This is a genomic window from Zwartia lucis, from assembly GCF_965234455.1.
Lineage (GTDB): Bacteria > Pseudomonadota > Gammaproteobacteria > Burkholderiales > Burkholderiaceae_B > Zwartia > Zwartia lucis.
On sequence record NZ_OZ248472.1, the window covers coordinates 316,548 to 342,711 of the forward strand.

The window sequence follows — 26,164 nt, forward strand, 5'->3', positions numbered from 1 at the left end:
GAGAATCAGGCACTTGTTTTAGTAGATCCAGAGGTGGGTGTGGGTGTGGGCGTGGGCTTGTCCTCCGCTGACAAATTCAAGTCAATGGCCTGAAGCTTCTGATCGAAATCCGATGCAAGACCCGGGGCATTATGCGGAACTTGGTCTGACTCTTCAGTACGCGCATTATTTCCAGATCGTTTTAATAAAAAGGCAATCAGCAAAGCAAGCAAAGCAGAAATGCCCAGCACGAGTCCAAGAACATGATCAGAAGCGTATTGCTTGACTTTGGCAAGACCGGTTTTAACTTCACGTGCGGCTGCAGCCCCAGTATCCTGAGCAGGAGTCACTTGCTGCGTTGAGACAGCACCCGGAGTTCCTGCTGCACCTGCTGCACCTGCAGCACCTGTAGCACCCGAAGCACCTGTATCACCTGTAGCAGCATCTACAGTACCAGAAGCGCCTGCAGTACCCGCAGCAGCACCTGCAGTACCAGCAACACCAGCAGCACCAGCAGTACCAGCAGTACCAGCAGCACCTGCAGTACCTGCAGTACCAGCAGTACCAGCAGTACCAGCAGTACCCGCAGTAGCAGCAGCACCTGCAGTACCAGCAGCACCTGCAGTACCAGCAGCACCTGCAGTACCAGCAGCACCTGCAGTACCAGCAGCACCTGCAGTACCAGCAGCACCTGCAGTACCAGCAGTACCAGCAGTACCAGCAGCACCTGCAGTACCCGGAGCACCTGCACCGCCCGCAGTACCCGCAGTACCCGCAGCACCTGGAACACCCGCAACACCCGCAGCACCTGGAACACCCGCAACACCCGGTGCTCCCGTAGTTCCTGCAGAACCTAAAACACCCGCTGAGCCGCTAGCACCTGAAGCGACCGATCCGTTGCTCGATCCAACTGACCCTGCAGCAGCTTGATTTTTTTTCAGGGCTAATGCAGCAGCCTGACTTTTTTGCAGTGCGGAAAGAAGTTCTTCGACATTTTTTTGGAGGGACTCGACACGAGACTTCATTTCACTCAGTTCGTTGACGTTAGCAACAAGTGCATCAGCTATTTGATCCGCAGGACTCGTTGAGTCAAGCTTGACTTGATCACCGGTCGGTACAACGGCACTAGATGATGTCACGGGGGCTGTAACCACACCTGATTGTGTTGAAGTCGTCGCAGCAATAGGCACAGCCACACTCACCTGCCCTGCTCCACGGCGAGCCCTAAAAGCTTGATCGTGTTTAACAAACATCGAGCGCGCATACTTGGCATCAACAGCACGTATCGTTGCGGCATCGGGAATATTAAGCGTTGTACCCGCGCGTAATAAATTCATGTTGTCGTTCATAAAGGCTTGAGGATTCGCCTCGTAAATCGCCCACATGACTTGATAAATATCAGCATTGGGTACAGCTTTGGTCAGCGCGATCGCGTACAACGTATCGCCACGCACAACACGAACTGAACTAGCAGAACCCGCCGAGGTATCTTTGGTTAACACCAAATAGCTAGATTGGATGGATCTCGTGCCTGAGGCCGTCGAAAGTCGAATCAATACATCGATGACAGGACGGTTGACCGCCTGAGTCGACTTGAGAACAACAGTGCGCGAAGACGACTCAAAACCTGGCTCAACCGTCACGGAAAGAGTCTCCATGGCAGCAGGCAAAGTCAAACCCGCTTGCGCCCAGGCCGCTGCATCCGCCACCGTTGCACTCAAGACCTTGATATCATCGGCGCTCAGACCACGTAAGGGAATTGCAACCTCGAGAGGCGTGCCGGGAGCAGAATTGACTCGACCGTGACCAGGCTGAGCAGCCATGGCGCCCCCCATCAGCGCTGCGAGCGAAACTCCGATGGACAGCCAAATCGGAGAAGCGGCTCGTCTCAGGACGCTACCGGAAGAATTCAATTGCCTTGCCATATTCATATTTCCTTGATTTAGAGCTCGCCCAGCGTAATGCGCAACATGCGGCGCAAAGGCTCTGCAGCCCCCCACAACAACTGATCACCGATCGTAAAAGCACCGAGATACTCGGGCCCCATGGACAACTTTCTCATTCGTCCAACAGGAATATCCATGGTTCCGGTCACTGACACGGGTGACAAAGCACGCAAGGTGTCTTCTTTGGTGTTGGGAATAAACTTGGCCCAGGCTGTGCCTTGGGCAACAATATCTGCAAGCTCGTCGATCGGGACATCGCGCTTGAGTTTGATGGTTAATGCCTGACTATGGCAGCGCATTGCACCCACTCGGACGCACAGACCATCGATCGGAATCGGTGTTGTACCAAAGCCCTCGCCTCGACCTAAAATTTTATTGGTCTCGGCTTCGCCCTTCCATTCTTCGCGGGACATGCCGTTGCCGAGATCCTTGTCGATCCAGGGAATCAAATTGCCTGCCAGAGGAATACCGAAATGCTCGGTTGGTAATTGACCGGGCTGCTGCGCGGAGAGAACTTTACGATCGATGTCTAAAATTGCCGAAGCGGGATCGGCGAGCTCGGCCTTCACTGAGGCATTGAGTAAACCAAACTGTGTCAGCAACTCACGCATGTGTTGCGCCCCACCACCCGAAGCCGCCTGGTACGTCATGCTGGTCATCCATTCGATCAAGTCATGCTTGAACAAACCAGCAAGTCCCATCATCATGCAGCTGACGGTGCAATTACCACCAATATAGTCGCGCACTCCACGTTGTAGTGCCGCGTCAATCACAGCACGATTGACGGGATCCAAAACAATGATGGCATCGCTTTTCATGCGCAGCGTGCTCGCCGCATCAATCCAAATACCTGTCCATCCCGCTGCCCGTAACTTTGGATACACCTCGCTGGTGTAGTCACCACCTTGGGCCGTCACAATAATCGGTAGTTTTTTAAGAGCGTCGAGATCGAAAGCATTTGACAGCGCAGTAGAACCCGCCCAGTCGGGCGCACGCCCACCGGCATTACTGGTGGAGAAAAACACTGGATCGATCAGTTCAAAGTCACCCTCAGCACGCATACGCTGCATGAGAACAGACCCAACCATACCGCGCCAACCTACCAATCCGACTGACTTTTTCATTTCAAAGAAACCACTAAAGATAAAAGGTATAAATCATTTTAGCCCAGTGACCTCAGAAAATGAGGCTACAGGGCTAAGTCACTGCTAAGTCACCTCAAGCCAAGGCCTTCAGAACGGCATCACCCATGGCGGACGTACCGACCTTGGTCATACCCGGCTCATAAATATCCGCAGTTCGCAGACCTTGTTGCAAGACCTTTTGCACAGCCTGCTCAATCCGGTCGGCAAGCGCGGCACCATCCAGCGAGTAACGCAACATCATCGCAGCGGATAAGATGGTCGCGAGCGGGTTGGCAATCCCTTGGCCTGCGATATCGGGAGCGGATCCGTGGCTAGGCTCATAAAGACCCTGACCGGACGCATTGAGAGACGCCGAAGGCAACATGCCGATCGAACCCGTCAACATCGCGGCCTCATCAGACAAAATATCACCGAATAGATTGCCAGTGACGATCACATCGAACTCGCGCGGCGCACGCACGAGCTGCATGGCAGCATTATCCACATACATATGCGTCAACACGATATCGGGATAGTCTTTCGCAACGTCAATGACAATGTCACGCCAAAGCTGAGAGGTCTCAAGCACGTTGGCTTTGTCGACACTACACAACTTGCCTTTGCGCTTTTGTGCAGCTTGAAAGCCAAGGTGCGCGATGCGACGAATCTCTGGCTCTGCATAACGCATCGTGTCAAAACCTTCACGAGACCCTGCATAAGGGCCATCCGTCGCAGTACGGATACCGCGCGGCGTACCAAAATAGATATCACCTGTGAGCTCGCGCAAAATCAAAATATCCAATCCGGATACGATTTCTGGCTTGAGTGAAGAGGCATTCGCAAGCTCTGGATACAAAATAGCAGGACGTAAATTTGCAAATAAGCCAAGCGCTTTACGCAAGCCCAAGATGGCCTGCTCCGGACGATGCTCACGCGGTAGCTTGTCATATTTCCAATCGCCAACCGCACCAAACAAAATAGCATTGGATTCTTGGGCGAGCTTTAACGTCGCAGGAGGCAACGGATGTCCATGCAAATCGTAAGCGGTACCACCGACAGGCGCTTCATTGATTTCAAGCGAAGGGGCTACTACACGCAATACACGAACAGCCTGTTCGATAATTTCAGAACCAATACCATCGCCTGGTAGGACAGCAATTTTCTTTGTCATGTTTGACTCATCTAAAAAATAATGGGCCGGCGAACCGGCCCGATATACAGGTCGTTTTTATCTGGCACCGATTGGCACGACGTCCAACCAAGGATGACGAGCCAATCGCTCATTTTCAAACTGACGGATCTTGTCGGCATGGCGCAAGGTCAGACCAATTTCATCCAAACCGTTCAACAAGCAATATTTGCGATGAGCCGTGATGTCAAAATTCATTGCACGACCATCTGGTGCGATCACAACTTGTTTTTCGAGGTCGATCGTGAGCTTGTAGCCGACAAAGCCACGCACTTCGTCAAATAAACGGGCAACTTCGAGCTCAGTCAGCACGATCGGTAAAAAACCCGTCTTGTAACTATTGTTAAAAAAGATGTCTGCAAAGGATGGAGCGATCACAGCACGGAATCCATACTGCGCGAGCGCCCACGGTGCATGCTCACGGCTCGAACCACACCCAAAGTTCTTGCGGCCCAACAAAATCGAGGCATCCTTATAGCGGGAGTGATTAAGAATAAATTCAGGATTCAGCGGACGTTTGGAATTGTCCATGCCAGGTTCGCCGTGATCCAAATAACGTATCTCATCAAAGAGGTTCGGGCCAAAGCCAGAGCGCTGGATAGACTTGAGAAACTGCTTGGGGATGATGAGGTCCGTATCGACGTTTTCACGATCGAGTGGAGCGACCAGTCCTTGGTGTGTTGTAAATGCGTCCATGTCTGTTTACCGGAAGTTACGTACGTCGACAAAATGACCAGCAATCGCAGCAGCGGCTGCCATGGCTGGACTCACGAGATGGGTTCTACCACCTTGGCCCTGACGACCTTCGAAGTTGCGATTAGAAGTCGAGGCACAACGTTCCTGGGGCTCGAGACGATCGGCATTCATCGCCAAACACATCGAACAGCCTGGCTCGCGCCACTCAAAACCCGCCTCGATAAAGATCTTGTCGAGGCCTTCGCGCTCAGCTTGGGCTTTGACCAAGCCAGAACCTGCAACGACCATCGCCTGACGGACATTGCTAGCCACACGTTTACCACGCGCAACAACAGCTGCCGCACGCAAGTCTTCGATCCTTGAATTGGTACAAGAACCAATAAACACACGATCAATCTTGATGTCTTCGATTGCTGTATTGGGTTTAAGACCCATGTACTCCAGTGCACGCTCCATGCCACTGCGACGGGCTTCATCCTTTTCGCGTTCTGGATCAGGCACACGACCGGTCACAGGAAGAACCATCTCGGGCGAAGTGCCCCAAGTGACTTGAGGCACGATCTGACGTGCATCGATTTCTACTACGCGGTCAAAGTGCGCACCCTCATCTGTGTGCAAGGTTTTCCAGTAGGAAACCGCCTGATCCCAAAGTGCACCACTCGGAGCAAAGGGACGACCCACAAAATAATCGATGGTCTTTTGATCAACAGCCACCATGCCAGAACGAGCACCCGCCTCGATCGACATATTGCACAAGGTCATGCGACCTTCGATGGACAAGTCGCGAATCGCACTCCCTGCAAACTCAATGGCGTGCGCGGTGCCGCCTGCAGTGCCAATCACACCGATGATGTGCAAAATAATGTCTTTGGCTGTACAGCCAGCAGGTAACGTGCCATCAACCCGCACCAACATGTTTTTATTTTTCTTGGCTTGCAAGGTTTGCGTGGCCATCACGTGCTCGACTTCTGACGTGCCGATACCAAACGCCAAAGCACCCACAGCGCCGTGGGTACTGGTGTGCGAGTCGCCACAGACCACCGTCATGCCAGGCAAGGTTGCGCCTTGCTCGGGGCCAATCACGTGGACAATCCCCTGACGCAGGTCATTCATTTTGAACTCAATGACCTGATGCTTTTCGCAGTTGGCGTCGAGTGTATCGACTTGGAGCTTTGAAATAGGGTCCGTAATGCCTTGAGCGCGATCCACCGTCGGCACGTTGTGGTCGGCCACAGCCAAGTTGGCGTTGAGGCGCCAAAGCTTACGACCGGCCAGATCAAGACCCTCAAAGGCCTGGGGACTCGTCACTTCATGGAGAAGATGACGGTCGATATAAAGAATAGCGGTGCCATCTGATTCTTCGTGAACCACATGGGCATCCCATAACTTGTCGTATAAGGTTTTTTTCATGTCGCTGTCACATTCGTTGGATAGGTTTAGCTCTTGATTATGCCATAGGAGACAGAGGGTTTAACCTCTGGCAGACACATCGCCGCACTGGGCGCGATGACGTAACGCATGGTCTGCCAAAATAATCGCCAATAAGGCTTCTGCGATGGGGGTGGCACGAATACCGACGCAAGGGTCATGGCGTCCCAACGTCTGAACAGAAACGGGGTTGCCGGCGCGATCGATCGAACGTCGCTCGAGACGAATACTTGAGGTCGGCTTGATGGCTAAACTCACCGTGATAGGTTGACCCGTTGAAATACCCCCCAACACGCCGCCAGCGTGGTTGGTTAAAAAACCCTCGGGGGTAATTTCATCGCCGTGCTCTGAGCCACGTTGAACAATGCTATGAAATCCAGCACCAATCTCTACGCCTTTTACCGCATTCAAACCCATCATGGCATGCGCAATATCGGCATCAAGACGATCATAAATCGGCTCGCCCCAACCCGCTGGCAAGCCCTCAGCGACCACTTCAATCCGAGCACCTGCTGAGTCTCCGTCTTTGCGTAACTTGTCCATATAGGACTCAAGCTCAGCAACAATATCCGGATTGGCAGAATAAAAAGGATTGTGAGGCACGTGCTCCCAACTCATAAAGGGCATGGGGATCGGCCCAAGCTGGCTCATATAACCGCGCACCGTGACCCCGTATTGCTCGGCGAGCCATTTTTTGGCAATGGCGCCCGCAGCGACCGTTGGGGCTGTCAATCGAGCAGACGAACGACCGCCACCGCGTGGATCGCGGACACCATATTTTTTAAAATACGCATAGTCAGCGTGACCTGGACGAAAAGTATCTGCAATCGCGCTGTAATCTTTACTCCGAGCATCGACGTTTCGGATCAGCAACGCAATCGGCGTTCCAGTCGTTTTACCCTCGAAGATGCCAGACAAAATTTCGACCTGATCGGCCTCTTGGCGCTGCGTCACATGACGCGAGGTACCAGGGCGACGACGGTCAAGTTCTAGTTGGATATCCTCAACGGCCAGGGTCAGTCCGGGTGGGCACCCGTCCACCACACAGCCAATTGCAGGACCGTGTGACTCACCAAAGTTGGTGACGCAAAATAATGTACCTAAAGTGTTGCCAGACATGGGATGCGAACCGTCAAAGTTGAGCGCGCTCAAAGAGAGACACGCGGCAAAGCCACATTATTGCATTAGGAAGAGCAACTAACCTCAATTTTGCTCGCCCAATGCGGCGGTAAAGCCGCATAACGTTCCATCCCTGCTCGCGCCGAAAACGGGTCTGCCAGCAAGTCCATCATGTTTTCTAACTCGGAGAAATCACCGCGCTGCGTGGTCTCAATCACCTGTTGAGCGAGATAGTTACGCAAAACGTAGAGAGGGTTGACCGCAAGCATGTCCGAGACGCGCTGCTGCCAGGGCGAAGATTCGAGTGCGACTCTGTCGCGATAACGCATCAACCAAGCCCCAGCCGCCTCTCGATCGACGAATAAATCAACAAAAGGTTGCAGCGAGCCCGACCCATCCCCAACCGTACCGCCTAAATCAAAGGCCAACTGGCCTGGGGTCGCCTGAGTCAAGCCGGGCGCATACGCAAGTTGACGAAACGTCATTGAAAAATCCGCATGACTAGCCTGCATCACACTCCAAAGGTCATCGATCAGCACTTCATCCCCTGCTTGCCACGTCTTGAGACCTAATTTTTTACTCATCTGAGTCTGCATGGCATTAAGAAAGGTCGGCTCGAAAGAATCCAAAGCATTTCTTAATGCCTCGGCATCCGGCACAATCGAAAACAAGCTATTGGCCAACTGATAGAGATTCCAGTGGGCGACCGACGGTTGAGCATGCCAGGCATAGCGACCATTTGTATCCGTATGGTTGCAAATGTGACGCGCATCAAAACCATCCATAAAGCCATAAGGCCCGTAATCAAGCGTCAGCCCCAGGATCGACATATTGTCTGTATTCATGACACCGTGACAAAAACCCACCACTTGCCATTGCGCCATGAGGAGAGCCGTACGTCGAACAACTGCTTCCAAAAACCTGACGTAACGTGCTTCGGGTGTCTCTGCCATACCCGAGGTGGCACTCAGACACTCCGGGTAGAAACGCTCAATCACATAATCCGCTAATTGACGCACCAATTCGGGTCGTTTGCGGGAGGCCCAGTGCTCAAAAGAGCCAAAACGCACAAAACTAGGCGCAACCCTCGCCACAACCGCCGCAGTTTCCACTGTTTCGCGCATCACGGGATTGTCCGCAGAAACCAGTGACAAAGCGCGAGTCGTGGGAATACCCAAACCATGCATCGCTTGGCTCGCAAGATACTCACGCACGGAGGAGCGCAAGACCGCACGTCCATCCCCCATTCGAGAATATGGGGTCATCCCAGCGCCTTTAAGTTGCACCTCCCAGTTTCCATGGGGGCCGACGATTTCGCCGAGCAAATGCGCACGCCCATCTCCAAGCTGACCTGCCCACACACCGAACTGATGACCGCTATAGACGGCAGCCAGCGTCTCCCCGCCCGGCAAGGGCGCTGAGCCACTGACAATGGATAAAAACGCAGGGTCATCGAGATCAAGCGCACTCAAGCCCAAGAGAGAAGCCACGTCTAAGTCCGCATGGACAAGACGCGGGTTTTTAAGAGGCGTTGTCGCAAGCTTGGTATAAAAATCCATCCCAAGCGCGGCAAAACTATTTTGTGTTTGTACCTTCATGCTGAGTCCGATTTTTGCACTGCAGTGATAGGTGTGAGCGCCTGCCCTGAGCGTTCCTGAGCCTCAGTCTGAGCTTTAAGCTGTTTGGCATAGCGTTTAGCCGGCCTGACATAAAACAAGGCCGCCAAGAAAAAAACAGAGGAAAGAACAATTTCTAGCCAAGCCATCAAGATCGATGGTCCAGGTGGATCGGACATCGCCCTGACCACGCCCTCCATGAGGTAAACAAGAACCAACATGGACGCCCACTGAATCGTGTAAAGACTCCCCTTTGAAACGCCGCGAAAGGCAAACGTTAGGGGAAGCGCCTTTAAGAAGAGCAAGGTCCCGCCCGGGCGTAAAGGCGCAAGCCAGATCTCCCAGAGCAGACATAGTAAAAATAAGGCGAACAACGACACCATCGCGATGCGCTGCAGCGCAACATTAAGGTTGGGGCGAGGGGGGATCAAAGGGGGTTCATTAAGCTTCATACTGCTATTATCGCTCGGGCAAGCAGCAAAAATCCTGTGAACCCCTGCTTGCTTGTCAACAGCGTAAGGAGCTGTATTTTTTTGTGAAGACGCAACCCCCCTCTTTGACAAGTCTCCCACAACGTCTCAAAGTATGGCGCGAGGTGATTTTATCGAGTGCGCAACGCTTGGGCCAAGTGGATGCCTTTGACTTGGCGGGCAGCCTCACCTTTACGACTGTATTGGCGATTGTCCCTCTTTTGGCTGTGGCGCTTGCATTGTTCACCGCCTTCCCGCAATTCCATGATTTCAGCGACGCACTGCAGGCATTTTTGACCAATAGCCTGATGCCCCCTGTCATTTCAGAAAATGTCATGTCTTACCTGAACGACTTTGCGAAACAGGCGAGTCGACTCACAGCGATTGGCGGCAGTTTTTTGGTGATCACCGTACTTCTCTTGATTCTATCCGTCGACAAAGCGTTAAACGAAATATGGCGCGTCACAAAACCCCGTGGCATCGGTCAGAGACTCTTGGTTTACTGGGCACTGTTAACCCTTGGCCCTCTCATGACGGGCGCGAGCCTCTGGGCAACCGCACTCCTTGCCCGCGAATCCTTCGGAGTGATCGCTCAAATACCCGAACTTCTGGAATTCACACTTAAGGTCTCGCCTTTCTTTGTCAGTGCCGCCGGTTTTGCCGCACTGTTCGTGATTGTTCCGAACACCAAAGTAACCCCGCGTGATGCCATGATTGGCGGACTATTGGTCGCAGCGCTATTAGAGATCATGAAGCTTGGCTTTGCTTATTATGTCTCGCAAGTTTCCACCTATACGATGATTTATGGTGCTTTCGCCGCACTTCCTGTTTTTCTAATTTGGGTGTATCTGTCATGGCTCAGTGTGCTCTTTGGCGCCATTGTCGCGGCGAATCTGCCCTATTTTCGTCACGTTCGAGCACGCGGCCTCAACCAATCAAATGACGTTTTCAATGAAGCGCTTAGCATCCTGCGTTTACTCGATCAATCCCGTTCACAAAGTTCGTCGGGCCTGAGTATCCGATCGTTGTCTGAAACGCTTGAGCTCACTGAAGATCAAATAGATAAAACGCTCGCTTCACTACAAGACCTTGGCTGGGTCGCCCAGGCACAGGTTCGCAAGCGAGAGGTGTGGGTTCTTGTCTGCAATCCAAGTACAACTAGCATCAATCCTCTGATCAAGAGGCTTTTAGTGAATCGCAGCCCCCTCAAGTTGGAGGAAAATCCTGCGCTCAAACAGGCATTGCTTCTTTATTTGAAAGATAATCAAGACTCAATCTTGGCGGATGTGCTGCTGCAAAATGACAAGTCTGACACCCTGACCGTACAATCAAATAAAAGCAGCACAAAGGAGACGCATCATGTTGCAGGTCAGTGAAATTTTGCGCGTGAAGGGTCATACCCTTTTTACCGCCTCACCCGATACTTCCGTTATTCAAGCGCTCGAGACCATGAGCGAACAAGACATCGGGTCACTTGTCATCATGGAGCGCGGTCAATTGGCAGGTATGCTGACGTTTCGCGAAATTATTCGGCATGTCAATAACAATCATGGTGCAGTGGGAGCCACTTCGATTCGCAGCATTATGGATGCTAAACCTGTCTGCGTCTCCTCAGATACCGCGGCTGACGAGGTGCAGCGCCTCATGCTCGAAAACCACTCTCGTTATATCCCAGTGATGGATGGCACTGTATTGATGGGCGTGATTTCCTTTTACGACATGGCTCAAGCCATCGTTGCAGCACAAAAATTTGAGAACTCCATGCTGAAAGCCTACATACGAGACTGGCCCGACGAAGAAAAACCAGTCCCGAACGCCTAAGGTACTCGTTCACGTTGTCAGGCGACAAATGAATCAAGCGGCTTAAAGCCACCGATCTCTGACCATGCTCGGCGAATCAAGTTAGCGTCGTTGGTATTGAGTAGCTTTGAGTCAGAAAGAATTCTGCGCCACAAACGAGAACGAGGTCTACCGTTAAAAAGGCCTAGCAAAGGTCGAACGACGATTCTCAAGGGGGTGTCAAGCGCAACTTGCGAAGCGGCGTAATCAACGAGCTGATCAATCAGCAGAGACTCCTCGAGCTGCGACTCAAAAGGCCACAACGCTAATGACAGCTCACTCAAGACACTGGGGTTGTGCCAAGGGGCGCGACCCAGCATGACGCCATCGAAGGTTTTTAAGGCAAGCGTACAGTCGTGAACCCCCGTCAAACCTCCGTTAAGCACCACAATCGCTTCAGGAAAATCGGCTTTGAGTCTTGCCGCATCCGCATAACGTAAAGGTGGAATCTCGCGATTGTCTTTAGGAGTTAGACCTTTTAGCACTGCGTTGCGGGCATGCACAACAAAAACACGGCAGCCGGTGTCGTATAAGGTGCCAACAAAGTCTCTGACAAAGCCATAATCGTCGTTGTCATCAAGCCCTAAGCGGTGCTTGACGGTAATTGGAATCCCTACCGCATCTTGCATGGCTTTGACACAGTCAGCGACCAAAACGGGCTCTGCCATCAGACAGGCTCCAAAAGACCCCTTTTGGACACGCTCTGACGGACAGCCGCAATTGAGGTTAATTTCGTCATAGCCCCACTTTTCGCCTAAGCGAGCCGCACGGCTGAGCGCTTCGGGCTCGCTTCCACCGAGCTGTAAGGCGACGGGATGTTCTTGCTCACTAAAGTCCAAATGCCGTTGTATGTCACCATGCGTCAAGGCGCCCGTCGTGATCATTTCCGTGTAAAGCCGCGCATGCGGCGCAAGCAAACGATGAAAAAAACGACAGTGGCGATCCGTAACATCGATCATGGGGGCAACATTTAGCCTCCAACCGCTGGGATCTTGCTGTGCCATCAGTTTTTTTTCAATCGCAGGCATGTGTGTCTTTAAAACTTGGAACCGCCCAAACCGGACAATTCGAAACAATCCGCATTTTATATGCCTTGGAACCTATTGTTTAAAAACAAATCGACCAATGAGGAATCCGGCGAGGGCATCCTTGCTAAAATCGAAAGATCTCTCAATGTGCTTTACCCTACATCTATGGCAGTATTTACTCAAGTCAGCGAAAATGACGCCCGCGCTTTATTAGCTGATTACGCAATCGGGGATTTCCTTGCGTTAAAAGGTATCGCCGCAGGGATCGAAAACAGCAACTTTTTCCTGACAACGTCGCGGGGAGAGTATGTATTAACTGTGTTTGAGGTGTTAAAGGCTGAGCAGTTACCCTTTTACATCGAGCTGATGAATCACCTTGCTCAACAGGCGATTCCTGTCCCTCAACCTCAAACCCGTCTGGATGGTAAGAGACTCTCTACCCTGCACGGCAAGCCTGCAGCGATCGTCTCTAAACTACCCGGCAGTTATGAAATAAAACCAAGTGCCAAGCACTGCGCGATCGCAGGCTCGACACTCGCCCGTGCACATCTAGCGGGCAAGGACTTTGGCATTCCTCAACCCAATTTACGCGGTCTGACATGGTGGGCGCAAACAGCTCCCACGGTATTGCCCTTTTTAGATCAAGCACTAGCTCAGCGCTTAAAAGTTGCCCTCGCTGAACAGCAAGCGCTTGCCCTGACAGCGGACTATCTGTCACTGCCTCGCGGCCCCTCGCATTGCGACCTGTTCCGAGACAATGTGCTGTTTGCGGGAACCTATGAGGCGCCCGTCATGGGCGGATTCATAGATTTTTATTTTGCCGGGGTCGACACTTGGATTTTTGACGTTGCCGTCTGCGTCAATGACTGGTGTATCGAACACGCGAACGGCATCTTGCAACCGGATCTCCTCGACTCTTGGCTCGCCGCATATGCCGAGATTCGTCCCTTTACGGACGCTGAAAGGCAAGTCTGGCCGGCCATGCTCAGAGGCGCGGCTTTACGCTTCTGGATCTCTAGGCTGTATGACTTTTATCTCCCTCGACCCGCACAAACGCTCAAACCCCATGATCCTGGTCATTTTGAGCGCATATTGATCGAAAGAACAACCGGCGCAATACCCGCGCTACCTAAGGAACATTGATGCAAGCAGTCCCTTTAAAAGCACTTTCAGGATGGATGTGGGTTCGCGATGGCTGGTTGCTTTTTAAAAGCCAGCCTTTAGCCTTTTTTTCTTGGGCAATGTTCGTGAGCTTACTGCTGATGATCGCCACGATCACGCCTCCAATAGGTCCCATTTTTTTTATTGTCCTGATGCCCACAGCGACCCTGCTTTCATTATCTGCGGGACGGCATGCGACAGAAGGACGTCGGATATTGCTTGGCACGTGGATTGAACCCCTTCGTCAACCTCTGATTTTTCGTCGCCTTTTAGGCATGGGTGGGCTCTACGTCGTATTTTGCCTGCTGCTAGGCTTGGCGGTTTTTATGCCCTTTTCAGGTGAGGTCACGGAAGCGCTCAGAAATGTAGAAAAAACCAATGACTTATTGCCTTTGATGGAAGCTGTGCGAACACCGATGGTGATTTTCGCGCTCATGTATGTCGTCATGGCGGCGATCTTTTGGTTTGCGCCAGCGTTGGTCGGATGGCACGGTATTCGTATCACCCAAGCACTGTTTTTTAGTTGGATCGCCTGTTGGCGCAACAAATGGGCATTTTTAGTTTACGGACTCTGTTGGCTCGCGGTTTTTTTAGGTATCGATACTCTTGTCAGTATGCTCGAACTCATTGGCCTTTCTCCATCTACTGCTGCGACGGTCCAGGTACCGCTCAATGTGGTTGCAACCTCGGTGTTGTACTGTAGTTTTTATACAAGCTACGTCGCCGTCTTTGACAATATCCCTACAGAAAGCAGCGACGAAACAACTCCGGTCTGATCAACGTTTATTGGCAACATTTCACATACAGAGTGCGCACTTAAGCAGTAAGCAATGCGATTGGGCATCACGCTGGGGCGCACCTCAATCACCTGACCTTGCTGATCTAAAAAAAACACAGCGATGGGATAGCGCATGCCAAAGGTGTGAATCGCGTTGCAGGGGGTGAGCCAAAGCACTTCGCCTTGTTTTAGAGATGGTCGTACAAGAAGTCCACCGGCTCGACTCAACCAGGTACTGGCTTTAATAATGTTCATTGCAGCGCCATGAGCTGAACAACGACGGGAAAGCCCAAGACGATAAACGTGCAAGGAAAAATACAAAGCGCCATGGGAAACAACATTTTGACAGGCGCTTGTAAGGCCTGTTTTTCAGCGTGCATCAGGCGCTGCGCTCTTTGCTGATCGGCATACACCTGAATGATGCGTCCCAAACTGAACCCCATCGACTCTCCTTGTATAAGTGATGAAATCAACTGACGCATACTCGGAAGTTGAAGTCTCTGGCTCAGTTGGCGTAAGGCTTGGGTGCGAGATTGTCCTGCACGCATCTCTGCAAGCATTTTTGACCATTCTTGATGCAAGGCACCCTCACCCACGTGTTCCAGAGCAATCTGAACTGAGGCCTGAAGATTCAGTCCGGCATCTAGTCCCAAGCCAACCATATCTAAAAAAAACGGGAATTGACGGCTAATGGAACGAAGCCGAAGCTGATGCCTACGCATTAACCACCACAACGGCATCCACCAACCGCAACAACCGCAAGCAATCAAAGCGAAAAAAGCCGTTACCCGCAAGGCGATCAGTGAAGACAACAAGCACCAAATAGCGGTCATCAAACACAGCAAAGCAGCCACACATTGCAAAAAATAGACCTGTGAAAAAGTCCAATCACTCAAGCCAGCGCGTTCTAAATGATTGGATATTCTCCTGCGCTGTCCCCATGTCACAGCAGGTTGAAAGGGATCGCCCAAGGTTTTAGAAATTCGCCACAAAGGATGGCGTTCCTTAGTCATACTGAAAGACGTTGAAGCGATACCGTCCGACTGCGTAGCCGCGTTTTTAATATACGCGGCGGATACAGAGGAGGACTTTTTAAAAAAACGGCTGATCAAGGGTAATAACAAAATCGTGAACAAAAAAACGGCGACAACGGCACAGCTTGTTGCAAGATAGACCATTGTTAAACCTCAATCGTCAAAATGCGACGTAACCAAACAATCCCCAACACCTCAAGCAACAATACGACACCCAGCATACATTGACCGGTAGTACTCAAAAACATTAATTGGACTGAGTCAGGATCAATGAGGCTCAGAGCCGCCAACAACAACAGTGGCAAGGCGCCCATGACCCAAGCTTGCATTTTTCCTTGCGCCGTTAAAACATGGATCTTGCCATTGACATGCTGTCGCGCACGTAGGTTTGCAGATAAGCGCTCTAATAAATCAGCGAGTGAACCGCCCGACGCATGACCGACCGCCAACAGTGCAGTGACTAACTCTACGCTTTCAGTCGGCATTCTTTGGTTGAGTGCATCTAAAGCCTGATTTAATGGCAAGCCCATGCGATGTTCTCTCAAGACTAAACTCAGTTCCTGTGACATCGGCGCAGGCGCATCCTCAGCATAGTTTTTAAGCGCAATCCCTATACTCGCGCCAGAGCGCAACGCACCCGCGATCGCTGTCAGTGCATCTGGCCATTGCGCATCGAAACGTTCCATGCGACGACGGAGCGCCGCAGTCAAGATGACCCTTGGTAGCACGAGGGTCAATGCGCTTAATACCAAGGCAAGCACCACACTACTGCTAAATAACCAGACTGCTAACCCCATCGTAAAAGAGAGACAACACAACGCCTGCCACAAATGTGTCGTATCGATAAAGACAAACAATTCGGACAAACTCGTTTGAGCATGTTCTGTCACGGAACTGCGATAGCGCGTCCAAGCAAGGTTTGCGAGATAATGAATCAGCCAACACGCTATCGCGACAGAGAGGCAAGAAAATAGCAACCCGACATAAATCATGCGCAAGCGAACCAGTGCAATAAGCTTGAATCGATCTCAGAGTCCCAATGCTCAAAACATTGCGGAATCAGTCCTTGTGGCGTCGCCAGGCCACGCTTTCGATCAAAAGCCACCAATGTCTGCATTTGAATGCATCCCGACTCTACACCAACGACTTCGGCGACATCATGAATCATTCGCCTTCCATCTGGAAGACGCGCTTGCTGAACAATCAAATGAACCGCCGAACCGATTTGTTCACGTATGGCATTGAGAGGGAGTCCTGCATTCGCAGACAAAATCATCGTTTCTAGTCTAGAAAGTGCATCTCGAGGGGTATTGGCATGTAACGTCGTCAGAGATCCTTCGTGACCGGTATTCATTGCAGCCAGCATATCGATTGCCTCTGGCCCCCTAACCTCTCCAACGACAATGCGGTCGGGACGCATTCGGAGTGCGTTTCTGACCAGTGCACGCAAGCTAATCGCGCCTCGTCCCTCTGCGTTTTCTGGACGTGCCTCGAGCGCCATGACATGCGGATGATTGATCTGTAGCTCGGCCGAATCCTCGATCGTGACAATGCGCTGATCGGTCGGAACGCAACTCGCTAAAACATTCAGCAAGGTCGTCTTGCCTGAACCTGTTCCTCCCGAGACAAGAATATTCATCTTTTGACGAACACATAGACTTAAAAACTGAGCCAGTTCGACGCTGAGGGTCTTATTTTGAACCAAGCCCTCTAAATCAATTCCCTTATTAGTAAATTTACGAATCGTCATACTCGCACCTCTGAGTGCGACAGGAGGAATGACGGCATTGATCCTTGAACCATCATGCAAACGGGCATCCACCATCGGCGCTGCATCATCCAGTCTTCGACCGAGTGGAAAAACAATACGTTCAATGACACCTCGCACGGCTTGTTCACCACTAAATTGAGCGTGACATGGCTCGATCCGTCCGCAACGTTCGATAAAAATTTCATCAAAACGGTTCACCATAATTTCTGTAATCAACGGATCTGCGAGCATCGGCTCAAGCACACCCAAGCCGATCGCTTCATCCACCACAAGATCGATTAGTTCAAGCCTTTGCGCACCCACAAGAGGATTTAAGTGATCGTCGAGGAGCGAAGAGACGCATTGAGTGGCTTGCTCCCTGAGTGCCTGTTCAGATAAAGCAGCGATGTCGTTGCGTCTCAAGTCAAACGCTTTAAGCAATCCGGTATGTAAGTCGCGTCTAATATCGCGAAAATCTTTGCTCGATATCTGTGAAGGTTGCGCAAGCACTGTGGCCTCGGGTGCGCATACTTCTGAGTCAATGTCACGACATGAACTATTCGTTGTGCGCGCAGCAGGGAATAGACGGATCAGACAAGGACCCACAACAAATTCGTCGCTTTCCATCAGTGGACTATGGAGGGAAAATTTTCGTCCATTTACTCGCGTTCCATACAAAGAACCGAGATCTTCCACCTGGTATCCGTCGATACTCTTTGTGACACGTAAATGGCGACGCGCCACACGCCAGTGGGGAATACGCGCCTCGCATTCTATGCCACGCCCCAAGACGAACGGGACCGTATGTTGCATTCTTTCGCGACGCCCATCTTCATAAAGAATCAGTAAGTCCATCATTCAGATTTGCTCCATTGATCAAGCACAGGCTCGTTGGCGTCCCATTGTGAAAATGAAGACTGTTTCTGATGCCAACTCGGTTGCTCTTGCGTGGGCATCACCGGAGTATTGAGTCTCGGTAAAGAGCCAAATTCCTGCTCTACTATCATCGCGGCATTATCAACACGCTGTGTCATACCTGGATGTTCCGCATTGACGACGACTGGTGTCACAAATATGGCCAACTCAGTCTCTCGATAATGATCCCGATTGACGCCAAACAAACCTCCCACGACAGGTATTTCTGAGAGACCGGGCACACCCTCCCTATCACGCGTTCGTTCGCGAGACAGAAAGCCACCCAATACCAGCGTCTGACCTGAACGCACATTAAACTCAGTTGAGGCGCGTCGAACCTTGAGCGCGGGACCAGAGGAGGACGCTAGCGTCTGATCAACTGAACTGACTTCGATGTCAATTTTTGAACGGACAGCAAGATTGCGATCAACTTGAGGGGTGATGTTGAGGGACACACCGTATTTTTTAAAAGAGGTCGACGTCCTGCCATCCTTGTTCGTCGTTGTGTAGGGAACCTCCCCGCCTGCTTCAAAGCTCGCTGTCGCCCCGCTACGCGCAAGCAGTTGGGGTTGCGCAAGAATGGTGGCTTCACCCGTCTGCGCGAGCGCGCTCAGACGCGCTGACAATAACCCCCTCATTCCAGGCAGTCCTCCTGCTCCGCTTAAAGGTAGGGGCAAACTACTATCCCACCGCACCCCCATTTCCTGCAGTCGCGCAGAGGGGATTTCGATCACCTGGACATCCAGAAGAACCATTTTGTCCCAACCAACCTGACTCGTGAAGTCGAGTAGTTCAGGATAGCGCTGCGCCAGCCTTGAAATTTTTGCTTGATCGGAGTCAGACAAATTTTCACCTTCGATGATTAATTTATCGCCAACGACTGAGCTTCTGGCCATCGGGATCGTTTTGAGCAAGCTTTTGATGTCTTCCTGAACACGAGAAAAGCCTTCAGGTGCAACACGAATCTGATATGACACTCTTTTTCCCGTCGTGCGCCAAATATCCAGCGTGGTGGAGCCAGATTTTTTACCAAACACAACAATTTCATTTTGATTAATCACTGTTGCCTGAACCACTTCGCCATTGCCAATCGCCAAGCGTTCTACATTTGCAAGCTTTAATACGGTCGATGAGCCGACTTCGAGCTTCAGACTTTCCTGTCCCATCGCGTTAAACGGTAACAACAACACGATTGAGGCCAAACATCCGATGACGAAACTCATCGTGTCCCCACCGTTCGCGGCAAAATACTTGACGCGTCAGGATCATCTTCGTGCGTGGATGCAGAAGTTAATCGGTCTCCATACAGGATTGGCACAACACGCTCAACAGGCTTGCTCGGCAGGCCAAGCAAGGCGGCCAAATCCCCCGCGCTTGATCGAAGACTCAGCGTTTGTTCTGCATTGCCCGGTGAACTCAAGACCGCACTGATCGAACCGGCCTCTCGTGCAGCGACGAGTTTGACTGCCTCTGCATGAGATACCGCTAAAGTGATATGGGCCTCTGACGAAGATGAGGCACTTTCGTTACGGGGATACGCCATCGATAAATGACCAACACCCAGGACCCGGACGGATTGCAATAGCCCTAGCGTTAGACGCTTGCCCTGATGATCTAAAGAAACAAATAAATCAACCCGATCGCCTCCCCGGATGAGACCTGAGGCCGCGCTACTGGGATCCACCGTAATAGAGACCGCTTTAAATTCTGGTTCTAATAAGGTCGATACGCCGGGCGGCTCCAAATCCTGCAAATGGATATGCAGCAAGGGTTGCCCAGCACGCACATCAGACACGAGTTTTTTTCCAATCAAGGTATCAGCTTGCTCTTGGAAAATAGCGTCATCGGGCGCCCATTTGACGGGAAACATCTCAGCGACCACATCAGACGCCTCAATCGTCGTCTCACGCGTCAAATCTCTCGCAGCCACCCACAAAGTCAGCTGCTCTAGTCTGGCGCGAGACTCAATCTCCTGCGTTTTATCATTTAAATGTTGTTCAATTGCCCAGGCTGAAACACCACCCAAGACAATTGACAACACCATCAACCCCCACTTCGCTTTAGTTTGCGATAGGTTCAACGTGGATCTCCCTCTGACGTTTGGACATATATAAATGTTTTACCTAAGTGATCAATCAAATCGATGTTCATCACAGTCCGACGAAGCCTTGCTTGGATTTTCTGTGAATGCGATCGTGTGAGGACTTTTTTAAAGTCTTCTGACACAGACCAATGTTCAAGACTGAGAATGTCCCTTAGCGCTTGATACAAAAAGGGAATGGACTGTCCAGAGGAAAAAATCATGGTTGAAGATGCGACATCCTCTGAAATATCTTTCACGTCAAGCATCAAAGTCGCTGCGAGACGAGGATTTGAAAAAAGACTTTTGATCGATCCGGTTGAAACTAAGGGTTTTAGACGCATACTGGAGAGAATGACCGTCACTCGCTCATCGCTCTCTGGTCTGAGCGCGAGCACATGGGAGTGCTCGGCTGAGGTCCAAAGCATCTGCATGACCAAACCGTCACTCCAGGCAAGCGTATCCTCAGGCACTTGCCTTGAAAAGTGCTGTATGACATCATCAAGCTGCTGCGCCAAACTCCAGCGAGTCAGAGTGAGCTCATGATCACTGAGATATATCTTGTGTTGACTCGATAGCGAATGCGGAGGCCCGAGCAGGTGCTGTCGAGCGATACTGAGTACTTCAGCGCTATACGCAAAGCAATGTCCGAAAAAAATCATGCCATAGAAAAAGCGTGCAATGAACATATTCACGGCGCTCGTCCTTTTGCCGCCCTCCCGGGTGACTGCCCTGCCCAACGCGTCAACCAATCCATGGTCAGATGCCCACGCCCCCAAGGCGTATCCATCTTTGACAGGGATGGTCTTTGCGGTTGAATCACTCTGTGTGTTTTATCCGCGACCACACTCCAGGCGGATGTTGAACGTGCAATACGAGACTGAGTCTCTTGTGCCGAAGGGCTATCGCCAGCATCGATCTGCAGGTAACTGCTCCGCTGTATCGGAGAAAAGGGAAAGAGTCGATGTGCAGCCGATCTTTTATAGGGAACATCACTTTGATTGCTTTGGACCTTGAGCAAACGATGCTCCTCTATTTCTAAAAGCTGTTCTGAGAGCTCAGCCTTTGACCGTTCTGGAAGAACATTTTTTTTCGTACTTTTTATAAAACTGAGGTAGCTACTCTCTCCTAGCAACGCTAATGAATGTGACCGGAGTTGACCGGAATACTGAATGGCAAACATTAATGTCATCAGAATCAAGAGAATAAATAGCGCTTCGAACATGGCTTGTCCGAGCTGAAAATTGTGTTGTCGACACATCATGGCGAAGTGAGATTCGGGATGAGTGTGGCGCGCCAATAGGGTTCGAAAATGCTAGGCGATCGACTCTGTGTTGGATTCTGAAAATAAGCGTGTGCCGTGGCGAGGGCGCTGATCACCGAATGCTTATCGAGTGTCTGCGAAACCTTTAGAGCGATGCGCACGGGTTTATCGTCGCGACCCGTTGCCAGCGCGGCATATTGCCCCACGCCTTTGGAGACCCACTTGGTTTCGGCATTTCGTCCAAAAAGCTGGGTCAGTGATGCGCCGCTACGTTGGGTTTTAGCCCAGCGCCAAAAGACCTGACGTGAGAAGTCTGGCAATTTAATGCCTGTCATCTCAAGGCTCTGTTGAGATCCTTGGGTAGAAAGCGCGGCCCAACCCATCGGATACTCTCGGTGATAACAACCTACTATTTTGTTGTAGCGCAAGGCATGAAACGATAGTGTTTCCTCAGACCGCCACTGCCCATCGCGACCTAATCGCACATGACCTTGTCTGCGCAGCTCATGTCGTTTGAGTGGGCAGCGTGGATTGATCATCCATACATTGCGTTGCGTATGTTTTCTCTCTGATAAAAAATCATACTGCTCGACGAGTGTCGATAAAAAATCTCGCCAAATAGGTGTGTTGGCAGAGTGTTGGACGACGAGCCCTTTAGAGTCATCTAAAGTCAGGTCAACCTTCAAGCCTAGTTGCTGGAGTGAGTCTCCCCTCAACGCTCCTCCGCTATGCCCGACATTGGCAATCAACACTTGTTGAATCGCTTGTTCGCGCTGACGCTCAAAATCCTTTATTTGAAGCTGCCTGACCTGGGCAATGACTTGATGCACGTGTCGCTCATGGCGTAAAAAGGCATCTCTAAACGTCTGCAGCGAATCTAAGTCTGGGAGCCCTCCTCTCAGCGCTGAGGTATAGGCCAGCGCGTGCTGTGGACCAAAAAATGCACCGATCAGGCTGGGTGGAGGGTTTCGGATCCGTGCCTGACGTGCAAGCTTGGCGCGGTATTGTGTCGCGGTTGCCACAGCGATGATATGGGCCATGCCGAGCTGATGGGCAATGTGCGCGCGATTGAGGTAGGCATGCAAATTGAGCGCGCGTGCCTGAATCAGTGCTGCGGTATAAGCCGCAGCATCCGTTGCGCGATTTAATGATGACTGATCATGCACACGCCGACCTAGTTCAAGCATCAAACCCCAGGCCAACACGCCCGCACCGCACAACACCAAGCCCATCAACATGACTTGTCCTGTCTGTCGGCTATTGCGCGACATTAGCGCTTGGCTGCACCGGCGTTGCCAGTGAAGCTCTTTAGTGACTTTGCTTTCGCTTGATCTTTTGCGCCTTGCGAGGCACTTTTGGCGGTTCGGGTTTGTTGGGTGCCGTCTTCGCCCGCGAGTTCTCTCGCAACAGCCGCAGTCTGTGAGCGCAATACCTGTCCGAGATATTGATACACCGCAATCGCCGCCACGGCAACGAGCGCCACAATAATGATGTACTCAGTCATTCCCTGGCCACGTTGGCGCTCGAGCGTATACCCGGGTCGTCTTGATTGTTTGCTTGTTGTGTGCACACCAGCCTCTCATTAAAAGTAAGAGACGTAGTGTGCAGAGTGCGTTGCTTTAACTCAATTCGCAACACCCACAATGGCTCGATTAAGCCAGGTCATTGACCTAGCTAAGAACTACCATCCGTAAAATCGCGGCCAGGTTTGAATATTTTGTTGGGTTGTCAGCACCTGATATTCAGGAAATTGGGCAGCTGTCGCGCAAGCGTGATTAGGCAAAAGACGTAATTGAGTCCCCACCGGAAAACGCGTCGCAATCGAAAGGTCGGGCTCATCGCGACGGGAAATAATGCCGTGTTCTTGATTGGCGCCCGTCATCATATAGCCTGAGAGTGGCGTACCGTCAGCGGCGCACACCTGGCCATAACCGAAGTCCGTCGTTTGCTTTTGAGTACCACGATCGCGACTCATGGCCATCCATCCTGCATCGACAATGACCCATCCTTTTTCCTCTTGATGCCCAATGACCGTTGTCAACACACTCAGTGCAATATCATCCGTCGCACACACACCAACGTTATGCATCACCAAATCAAAAAATACATAGACGCCAGCTCGCACTTCGGTGACGCCCTCAAGTTGACGTGCCGACAGAGCCGTGGGTGTCGAGCCTACGCTGACGACGGGACATTGAAAGCCGGCCTCGCGCAAACGTTGGGCCGCGCGCACACAGCCGGCGCGTTCTTGCTCAGCCATTTGCTCAAGCGCTTCAGGCGTATTGAGGTCGTAGCTTGAGCCCGCATGCGTCATCACGCCAAACAACTCTGCACCTCCGACGGCCAGTGCTTGGGCAACGTCTAACAGCTGAGGACTGTCGGGTTTTATACCGGAGCGATGGTCATCGGTGTCAATTTCAATCATGACCTTGAAGCGAATATCGTTGGCGATCCCAAAGGCTGAAATCGCGGCTGCGGACTGTACGCTATCGGTCAAAATCTTGAGGTCGCATCCCTTGCGAAGCAAGGCAAGCGCCTGGGGAAACTTGTTGGCCGTGATGCCCACAGCATAAAGAATATCCGTGATCCCGGCCGCAAAAAACTGCTCTGCTTCCTTGAGGGTGGAGACTGTAATCCCGCGAGCACCCGCTTTGATTTGCGTCTGGGTCACCTCGACGCATTTGGAGGTTTTAACGTGTGGCCGAAAACTGACACCCAACCGATCCATACGCGTTTGCATACGGCTAATATTGCGTTCCATACGGGCAATATCAATTAAAGCAGCGGGGGTAGAGAGATCTGAGATTTTCATATAGGATCTGTGCATTTGCAGAAAGGCTGTGAACCTGCTTATTCTATCTCTACGCGCTTTTAGCTGCTTTCGCGTGGGCGCCTCTACTCTTTTTGTTTCAGAATGCTCAATAAAATTACCCCGCAGTTGCTCACTGCGCTGTTTAAGTCACTCGGTATGTTGCCTCTGACCCTCTTGCAAGTCATCGGGGTTTGCGCCGGATGGGTCGCCTGGATACTGCCCAGTCGCTATAAAGAGCGGGCCTGGGTCAACCTGCGCCAAGCTTTTCCCGAGGCCACACGCGCCACGCTTCGCTCAGCAATGCTTAGTAATGGGCAGCTGATATTTGAAATGCCATTCTGGTGGACACGTCGCAATCTCCCTTTTATCAATACCAAACTGCACTGTGACAACTGGGATCAGTTTCGACTTGCACTGGCCAAAGGAAAAGGCGTCATCTTACTTTCGCCACATGCGGGCTGCTTCGAATTGCTTGGGCCCGTCTACAGTAGTCACTTCCCTTCGACGGTGTTGTTTAGACCCCCTAGAAAAGTGTGGTTGCAAGACTGGATTATTGAGATGCGTTCGCGACCACATCTCAAGATGGCGCCTGCCAATCAATTAGGTGTGCGCGCCCTCGTTAAAACACTGATGCGGGGCAACACCATCGGAATATTGCCCGATCAGGTGCCACCCGATGGTGAAGGCGTTCTAGCACCTTTTTTTGGACGTCCGGCCTATACGATGACCTTGGTTCAACGCCTGCAAAAACTGACAGGCGCGAAGATCTTTGTGCTGGCGGCCAAACGCAATGGGATTGGTAAAGGGTATACGCTCGAATACAAGGAGCTGGTCGAACCCCTACCCGATGACATCGAAGCTGCTGCGGGCGCGGTCAATGCCGAAATGGAAGAAATGATTCGCAAAATGCCTGAGCAGTATCTGTGGGGCTACCACCGCTACAAGGCGCCAAAGTCTAAAAAACTTCGAGTGCAATGAATCAGACGCTCAATCCGCTTTACGGACATGCGTACTGAGGACCTCGAGAGCCAGACGGCCGGTTTTGTTATAGATCGAGGTTTGCACCACAGCCGTCATTCTTCCCTGATGGATGATTTTCGACTCTGCGCGAATGGCCTCGCCCTCGCCCGGACTGATATACGTTGCCGTGACACCCGAGAGCATCCATTCTTTACCTAAAGCCGCATTGGCTGTCACCATGCCAAGCGCAAGGATGACGCCGCCCTGGACATATCCAACCCGATTGGCAATGTGAGGACCATTTAACACTTCACAGTATGCACCGCGCTCTTGCGGAGAGGGACGAAAATTTAAAAAGTGTAAAGCAAACTCTTCTCCGGTCCGCTCGCAATATTCGATACTGGCCTTGACGCGCTCCAGGATCCACTTTTCATCGTTTGTCAGCGTTTGTAAATCCAGCGGCGGATCGACAGGCGCTTTTTTTTCAACCCAAGGTACGGCTGGGAGCGTGGCGCCGTTGGGTACGGGCAAGATCATGAAGGCACCATAGCCCACCGCGATCAAGGTGTTATCGGCTTTGATATGGGTCAAGCTCACCCCTTGACCCCCCTTGGCACCCTGTAAGTAGCCCTGGGTATCTGTCACAGCTACCACACGTCCCGTCGGTCTTGCGCCCGTGAATTGGAGACTCAAGGAAACAGTGGCTAATCGGGTGTGGTCATCCCGTCCGAAACGTATGCCTGTCGCCAAGCCCATGTCCGCCAAAATAGCAAGTAAAAAAAGGTGCACGCTCTGATCATGGTCGGTATTTTGCGGCTCTGGATCGATATGTACTTCGGAATGCTCGGAGCTGGCGTTGTCGTAGACAAAATCAAAGAAGTTGCCGCAAAAGTGATAGCCGGGCGTACGTGTGAGTGCAATCGACCGCTTGGCTTTTTTATAAATGGGGTGATTGTCTAAATCTAGCGTCTTCATA

At 51.6% G+C, this 26,164-nt stretch carries 26 protein-coding genes; 5 read left to right on the forward strand and 21 right to left on the reverse strand.

All coding sequences use genetic code 11. From position 1 onward, the window contains the following. Window positions 1–5 precede the first annotated feature (5 nt). From AC8GE9_RS01545 to AC8GE9_RS01580, 8 genes are all read right to left on the reverse strand, one after another. Complete coding sequence (locus tag AC8GE9_RS01545; RefSeq protein WP_506675350.1) at window positions 6–1,904, reverse strand: FimV/HubP family polar landmark protein; 1,899 nt, start codon at window positions 1,902–1,904, stop codon at window positions 6–8. A gap of 17 nt (window positions 1,905–1,921) precedes the next feature. Further along, window positions 1,922–3,049 (reverse strand): aspartate-semialdehyde dehydrogenase, encoded by a 1,128-nt coding sequence (gene asd / locus AC8GE9_RS01550; RefSeq protein WP_506675351.1) that lies wholly within the window; start codon window positions 3,047–3,049, stop codon window positions 1,922–1,924. Window positions 3,050–3,143: 94 nt separating this feature from the next. Beyond that, window positions 3,144–4,220 carry a 3-isopropylmalate dehydrogenase gene (leuB, locus tag AC8GE9_RS01555; protein ID WP_506675352.1) on the reverse strand — a complete coding sequence of 359 codons (1,077 nt, stop codon included), beginning with the start codon at window positions 4,218–4,220 and terminating at the stop codon, window positions 3,144–3,146. Window positions 4,221–4,277: 57 nt separating this feature from the next. Next, entirely contained in the window at window positions 4,278–4,934 is a 657-nt protein-coding gene (gene leuD, locus AC8GE9_RS01560) for a 3-isopropylmalate dehydratase small subunit (protein ID WP_506675353.1), read from the reverse strand. A 6-nt stretch (window positions 4,935–4,940) separates the two neighbouring features. After that, window positions 4,941–6,344 carry a 3-isopropylmalate dehydratase large subunit gene (gene leuC, locus AC8GE9_RS01565; protein WP_506675354.1) on the reverse strand — a complete coding sequence of 468 codons (1,404 nt, stop codon included), beginning with the start codon at window positions 6,342–6,344 and terminating at the stop codon, window positions 4,941–4,943. Window positions 6,345–6,404: 60 nt separating this feature from the next. Next, entirely contained in the window at window positions 6,405–7,481 is a 1,077-nt protein-coding gene (aroC, locus tag AC8GE9_RS01570) for a chorismate synthase (protein ID WP_506675355.1), read from the reverse strand. 65 nt (window positions 7,482–7,546) lie between these two features. Next, window positions 7,547–9,079, reverse strand: a complete 1,533-nt coding sequence (locus tag AC8GE9_RS01575) for a protein adenylyltransferase SelO (RefSeq protein WP_506675356.1) — start codon at window positions 9,077–9,079, stop codon at window positions 7,547–7,549. Continuing rightward, window positions 9,076–9,549: a DUF2069 domain-containing protein gene (locus tag AC8GE9_RS01580; RefSeq protein ID WP_506675357.1), complete on the reverse strand. Its 474-nt coding sequence runs from the start codon at window positions 9,547–9,549 to the stop codon at window positions 9,076–9,078. The genes AC8GE9_RS01575 and AC8GE9_RS01580 overlap by 4 nt, the downstream gene beginning before the upstream one ends. An 83-nt stretch (window positions 9,550–9,632) precedes the next feature. On the opposite strand from AC8GE9_RS01580, the gene AC8GE9_RS01585 reads away from it, so the two are divergent. Further along, window positions 9,633–10,943, forward strand: a complete 1,311-nt coding sequence (locus AC8GE9_RS01585; protein ID WP_506675358.1) for a YihY family inner membrane protein — start codon at window positions 9,633–9,635, stop codon at window positions 10,941–10,943. Further along, window positions 10,927–11,388, forward strand: coding sequence for a CBS domain-containing protein (locus AC8GE9_RS01590; RefSeq protein WP_506675359.1), 462 nt, complete (start codon window positions 10,927–10,929; stop codon window positions 11,386–11,388). Before AC8GE9_RS01585 ends, AC8GE9_RS01590 begins: the two co-directional genes overlap by 17 nt. Window positions 11,389–11,405: 17 nt before the next feature. On the opposite strand, the gene dusA is transcribed toward AC8GE9_RS01590, so the two are convergent. After that, a complete protein-coding gene (gene dusA / locus AC8GE9_RS01595) occupies window positions 11,406–12,410 on the reverse strand; it encodes a tRNA dihydrouridine(20/20a) synthase DusA (RefSeq protein WP_506676298.1) in 1,005 nt (334 codons plus the stop codon). A 189-nt stretch (window positions 12,411–12,599) separates the two neighbouring features. On the opposite strand from dusA, the gene AC8GE9_RS01600 reads away from it, so the two are divergent. Then, entirely contained in the window at window positions 12,600–13,577 is a 978-nt protein-coding gene (locus AC8GE9_RS01600; RefSeq protein ID WP_506676299.1) for a homoserine kinase, read from the forward strand. After that, complete coding sequence (locus AC8GE9_RS01605; RefSeq protein ID WP_506675360.1) at window positions 13,577–14,371, forward strand: BPSS1780 family membrane protein; 795 nt, start codon at window positions 13,577–13,579, stop codon at window positions 14,369–14,371. The genes AC8GE9_RS01600 and AC8GE9_RS01605 overlap by 1 nt, the downstream gene beginning before the upstream one ends. Here AC8GE9_RS01605 and AC8GE9_RS01610 read toward each other — a convergent pair. From AC8GE9_RS01610 to AC8GE9_RS01660, 11 genes are all read right to left on the reverse strand, one after another. Next, window positions 14,311–14,628 carry a DUF192 domain-containing protein gene (locus tag AC8GE9_RS01610; protein WP_506675361.1) on the reverse strand — a complete coding sequence of 106 codons (318 nt, stop codon included), beginning with the start codon at window positions 14,626–14,628 and terminating at the stop codon, window positions 14,311–14,313. The two genes, AC8GE9_RS01605 and AC8GE9_RS01610, sit on opposite strands and share 61 nt — an antisense overlap. Next, complete coding sequence (locus tag AC8GE9_RS01615) at window positions 14,625–15,551, reverse strand: type II secretion system F family protein (protein ID WP_506675362.1); 927 nt, start codon at window positions 15,549–15,551, stop codon at window positions 14,625–14,627. Before AC8GE9_RS01615 ends, AC8GE9_RS01610 begins: the two co-directional genes overlap by 4 nt. 2 nt (window positions 15,552–15,553) lie before the next feature. After that, window positions 15,554–16,399 (reverse strand): type II secretion system F family protein, encoded by an 846-nt coding sequence (locus AC8GE9_RS01620; RefSeq protein WP_506675363.1) that lies wholly within the window; start codon window positions 16,397–16,399, stop codon window positions 15,554–15,556. Continuing rightward, window positions 16,396–18,015, reverse strand: a complete 1,620-nt coding sequence (locus AC8GE9_RS01625) for a TadA family conjugal transfer-associated ATPase (protein ID WP_506675364.1) — start codon at window positions 18,013–18,015, stop codon at window positions 16,396–16,398. The genes AC8GE9_RS01620 and AC8GE9_RS01625 overlap by 4 nt, the downstream gene beginning before the upstream one ends. Beyond that, window positions 18,012–19,295, reverse strand: coding sequence for a type II and III secretion system protein family protein (locus AC8GE9_RS01630; protein WP_506675365.1), 1,284 nt, complete (start codon window positions 19,293–19,295; stop codon window positions 18,012–18,014). Before AC8GE9_RS01630 ends, AC8GE9_RS01625 begins: the two co-directional genes overlap by 4 nt. Beyond that, on the reverse strand, window positions 19,292–20,152 hold the full coding sequence (cpaB, locus tag AC8GE9_RS01635) for a Flp pilus assembly protein CpaB (protein ID WP_506675366.1): 861 nt from the start codon (window positions 20,150–20,152) through the stop codon (window positions 19,292–19,294). The genes AC8GE9_RS01630 and cpaB overlap by 4 nt, the downstream gene beginning before the upstream one ends. After that, a complete protein-coding gene (locus tag AC8GE9_RS01640; RefSeq protein ID WP_506675367.1) occupies window positions 20,149–20,847 on the reverse strand; it encodes a hypothetical protein in 699 nt (232 codons plus the stop codon). Before AC8GE9_RS01640 ends, cpaB begins: the two co-directional genes overlap by 4 nt. Beyond that, window positions 20,844–21,377, reverse strand: a complete 534-nt coding sequence (locus tag AC8GE9_RS01645) for a hypothetical protein (RefSeq protein ID WP_506675368.1) — start codon at window positions 21,375–21,377, stop codon at window positions 20,844–20,846. The genes AC8GE9_RS01640 and AC8GE9_RS01645 overlap by 4 nt, the downstream gene beginning before the upstream one ends. Before the next feature lie 35 nt (window positions 21,378–21,412). Beyond that, window positions 21,413–22,687 carry a hypothetical protein gene (locus AC8GE9_RS01650; RefSeq protein WP_506675369.1) on the reverse strand — a complete coding sequence of 425 codons (1,275 nt, stop codon included), beginning with the start codon at window positions 22,685–22,687 and terminating at the stop codon, window positions 21,413–21,415. After that, a complete protein-coding gene (locus AC8GE9_RS01655; protein ID WP_506676300.1) occupies window positions 22,687–22,920 on the reverse strand; it encodes a hypothetical protein in 234 nt (77 codons plus the stop codon). The genes AC8GE9_RS01650 and AC8GE9_RS01655 overlap by 1 nt, the downstream gene beginning before the upstream one ends. Before the next feature lie 177 nt (window positions 22,921–23,097). Next, window positions 23,098–24,228 (reverse strand): DSD1 family PLP-dependent enzyme, encoded by a 1,131-nt coding sequence (locus AC8GE9_RS01660; RefSeq protein WP_506675370.1) that lies wholly within the window; start codon window positions 24,226–24,228, stop codon window positions 23,098–23,100. Between the two features lie 102 nt (window positions 24,229–24,330). Here AC8GE9_RS01660 and AC8GE9_RS01665 point away from each other — a divergent pair, with 102 nt between their 5' ends. After that, window positions 24,331–25,206: a lysophospholipid acyltransferase family protein gene (locus AC8GE9_RS01665; protein WP_506675371.1), complete on the forward strand. Its 876-nt coding sequence runs from the start codon at window positions 24,331–24,333 to the stop codon at window positions 25,204–25,206. Window positions 25,207–25,215: 9 nt separating this feature from the next. On the opposite strand, the gene AC8GE9_RS01670 is transcribed toward AC8GE9_RS01665, so the two are convergent. Next, window positions 25,216–26,163: a PaaI family thioesterase gene (locus AC8GE9_RS01670; protein ID WP_506675372.1), complete on the reverse strand. Its 948-nt coding sequence runs from the start codon at window positions 26,161–26,163 to the stop codon at window positions 25,216–25,218. Between the last annotated feature and the right edge of the window lies 1 nt (window position 26,164).

Excerpts from the sequence above, each read along its gene's own strand:
- AC8GE9_RS01650 (WP_506675369.1), bottom strand. The coding sequence starts at position 22,687 with ATGTCGCGCAATAGCCGACAGACAGGACAAGTCATGTTGATGGGCTTG.
- asd (WP_506675351.1), bottom strand. The coding sequence starts at position 3,049 with ATGAAAAAGTCAGTCGGATTGGTAGGTTGGCGCGGTATGGTTGGGTCT.
- AC8GE9_RS01605 (WP_506675360.1), top strand. The coding sequence starts at position 13,577 with ATGCAAGCAGTCCCTTTAAAAGCACTTTCAGGATGGATGTGGGTTCGC.
- AC8GE9_RS01545 (WP_506675350.1), bottom strand. The coding sequence starts at position 1,904 with ATGGCAAGGCAATTGAATTCTTCCGGTAGCGTCCTGAGACGAGCCGCT.
- AC8GE9_RS01625 (WP_506675364.1), bottom strand. The coding sequence starts at position 18,015 with ATGATGGACTTACTGATTCTTTATGAAGATGGGCGTCGCGAAAGAATG.
- AC8GE9_RS01620 (WP_506675363.1), bottom strand. The coding sequence starts at position 16,399 with ATGATTTATGTCGGGTTGCTATTTTCTTGCCTCTCTGTCGCGATAGCG.
- AC8GE9_RS01665 (WP_506675371.1), top strand. The coding sequence starts at position 24,331 with ATGCTCAATAAAATTACCCCGCAGTTGCTCACTGCGCTGTTTAAGTCA.
- dusA (WP_506676298.1), bottom strand. The coding sequence starts at position 12,410 with ATGGCACAGCAAGATCCCAGCGGTTGGAGGCTAAATGTTGCCCCCATG.
- AC8GE9_RS01670 (WP_506675372.1), bottom strand. The coding sequence starts at position 26,163 with ATGAAGACGCTAGATTTAGACAATCACCCCATTTATAAAAAAGCCAAG.
- AC8GE9_RS01645 (WP_506675368.1), bottom strand. The coding sequence starts at position 21,377 with ATGTTCGAAGCGCTATTTATTCTCTTGATTCTGATGACATTAATGTTT.
- AC8GE9_RS01615 (WP_506675362.1), bottom strand. The coding sequence starts at position 15,551 with ATGGTCTATCTTGCAACAAGCTGTGCCGTTGTCGCCGTTTTTTTGTTC.
- leuD (WP_506675353.1), bottom strand. The coding sequence starts at position 4,934 with ATGGACGCATTTACAACACACCAAGGACTGGTCGCTCCACTCGATCGT.
- aroC (WP_506675355.1), bottom strand. The coding sequence starts at position 7,481 with ATGTCTGGCAACACTTTAGGTACATTATTTTGCGTCACCAACTTTGGT.
- AC8GE9_RS01600 (WP_506676299.1), top strand. The coding sequence starts at position 12,600 with ATGGCAGTATTTACTCAAGTCAGCGAAAATGACGCCCGCGCTTTATTA.
- AC8GE9_RS01660 (WP_506675370.1), bottom strand. The coding sequence starts at position 24,228 with ATGAAAATCTCAGATCTCTCTACCCCCGCTGCTTTAATTGATATTGCC.
- AC8GE9_RS01575 (WP_506675356.1), bottom strand. The coding sequence starts at position 9,079 with ATGAAGGTACAAACACAAAATAGTTTTGCCGCGCTTGGGATGGATTTT.
- leuC (WP_506675354.1), bottom strand. The coding sequence starts at position 6,344 with ATGAAAAAAACCTTATACGACAAGTTATGGGATGCCCATGTGGTTCAC.
- AC8GE9_RS01630 (WP_506675365.1), bottom strand. The coding sequence starts at position 19,295 with ATGAGTTTCGTCATCGGATGTTTGGCCTCAATCGTGTTGTTGTTACCG.
- AC8GE9_RS01590 (WP_506675359.1), top strand. The coding sequence starts at position 10,927 with ATGTTGCAGGTCAGTGAAATTTTGCGCGTGAAGGGTCATACCCTTTTT.
- AC8GE9_RS01580 (WP_506675357.1), bottom strand. The coding sequence starts at position 9,549 with ATGAAGCTTAATGAACCCCCTTTGATCCCCCCTCGCCCCAACCTTAAT.
- AC8GE9_RS01610 (WP_506675361.1), bottom strand. The coding sequence starts at position 14,628 with ATGAACATTATTAAAGCCAGTACCTGGTTGAGTCGAGCCGGTGGACTT.
- AC8GE9_RS01655 (WP_506676300.1), bottom strand. The coding sequence starts at position 22,920 with ATGACTGAGTACATCATTATTGTGGCGCTCGTTGCCGTGGCGGCGATT.
- leuB (WP_506675352.1), bottom strand. The coding sequence starts at position 4,220 with ATGACAAAGAAAATTGCTGTCCTACCAGGCGATGGTATTGGTTCTGAA.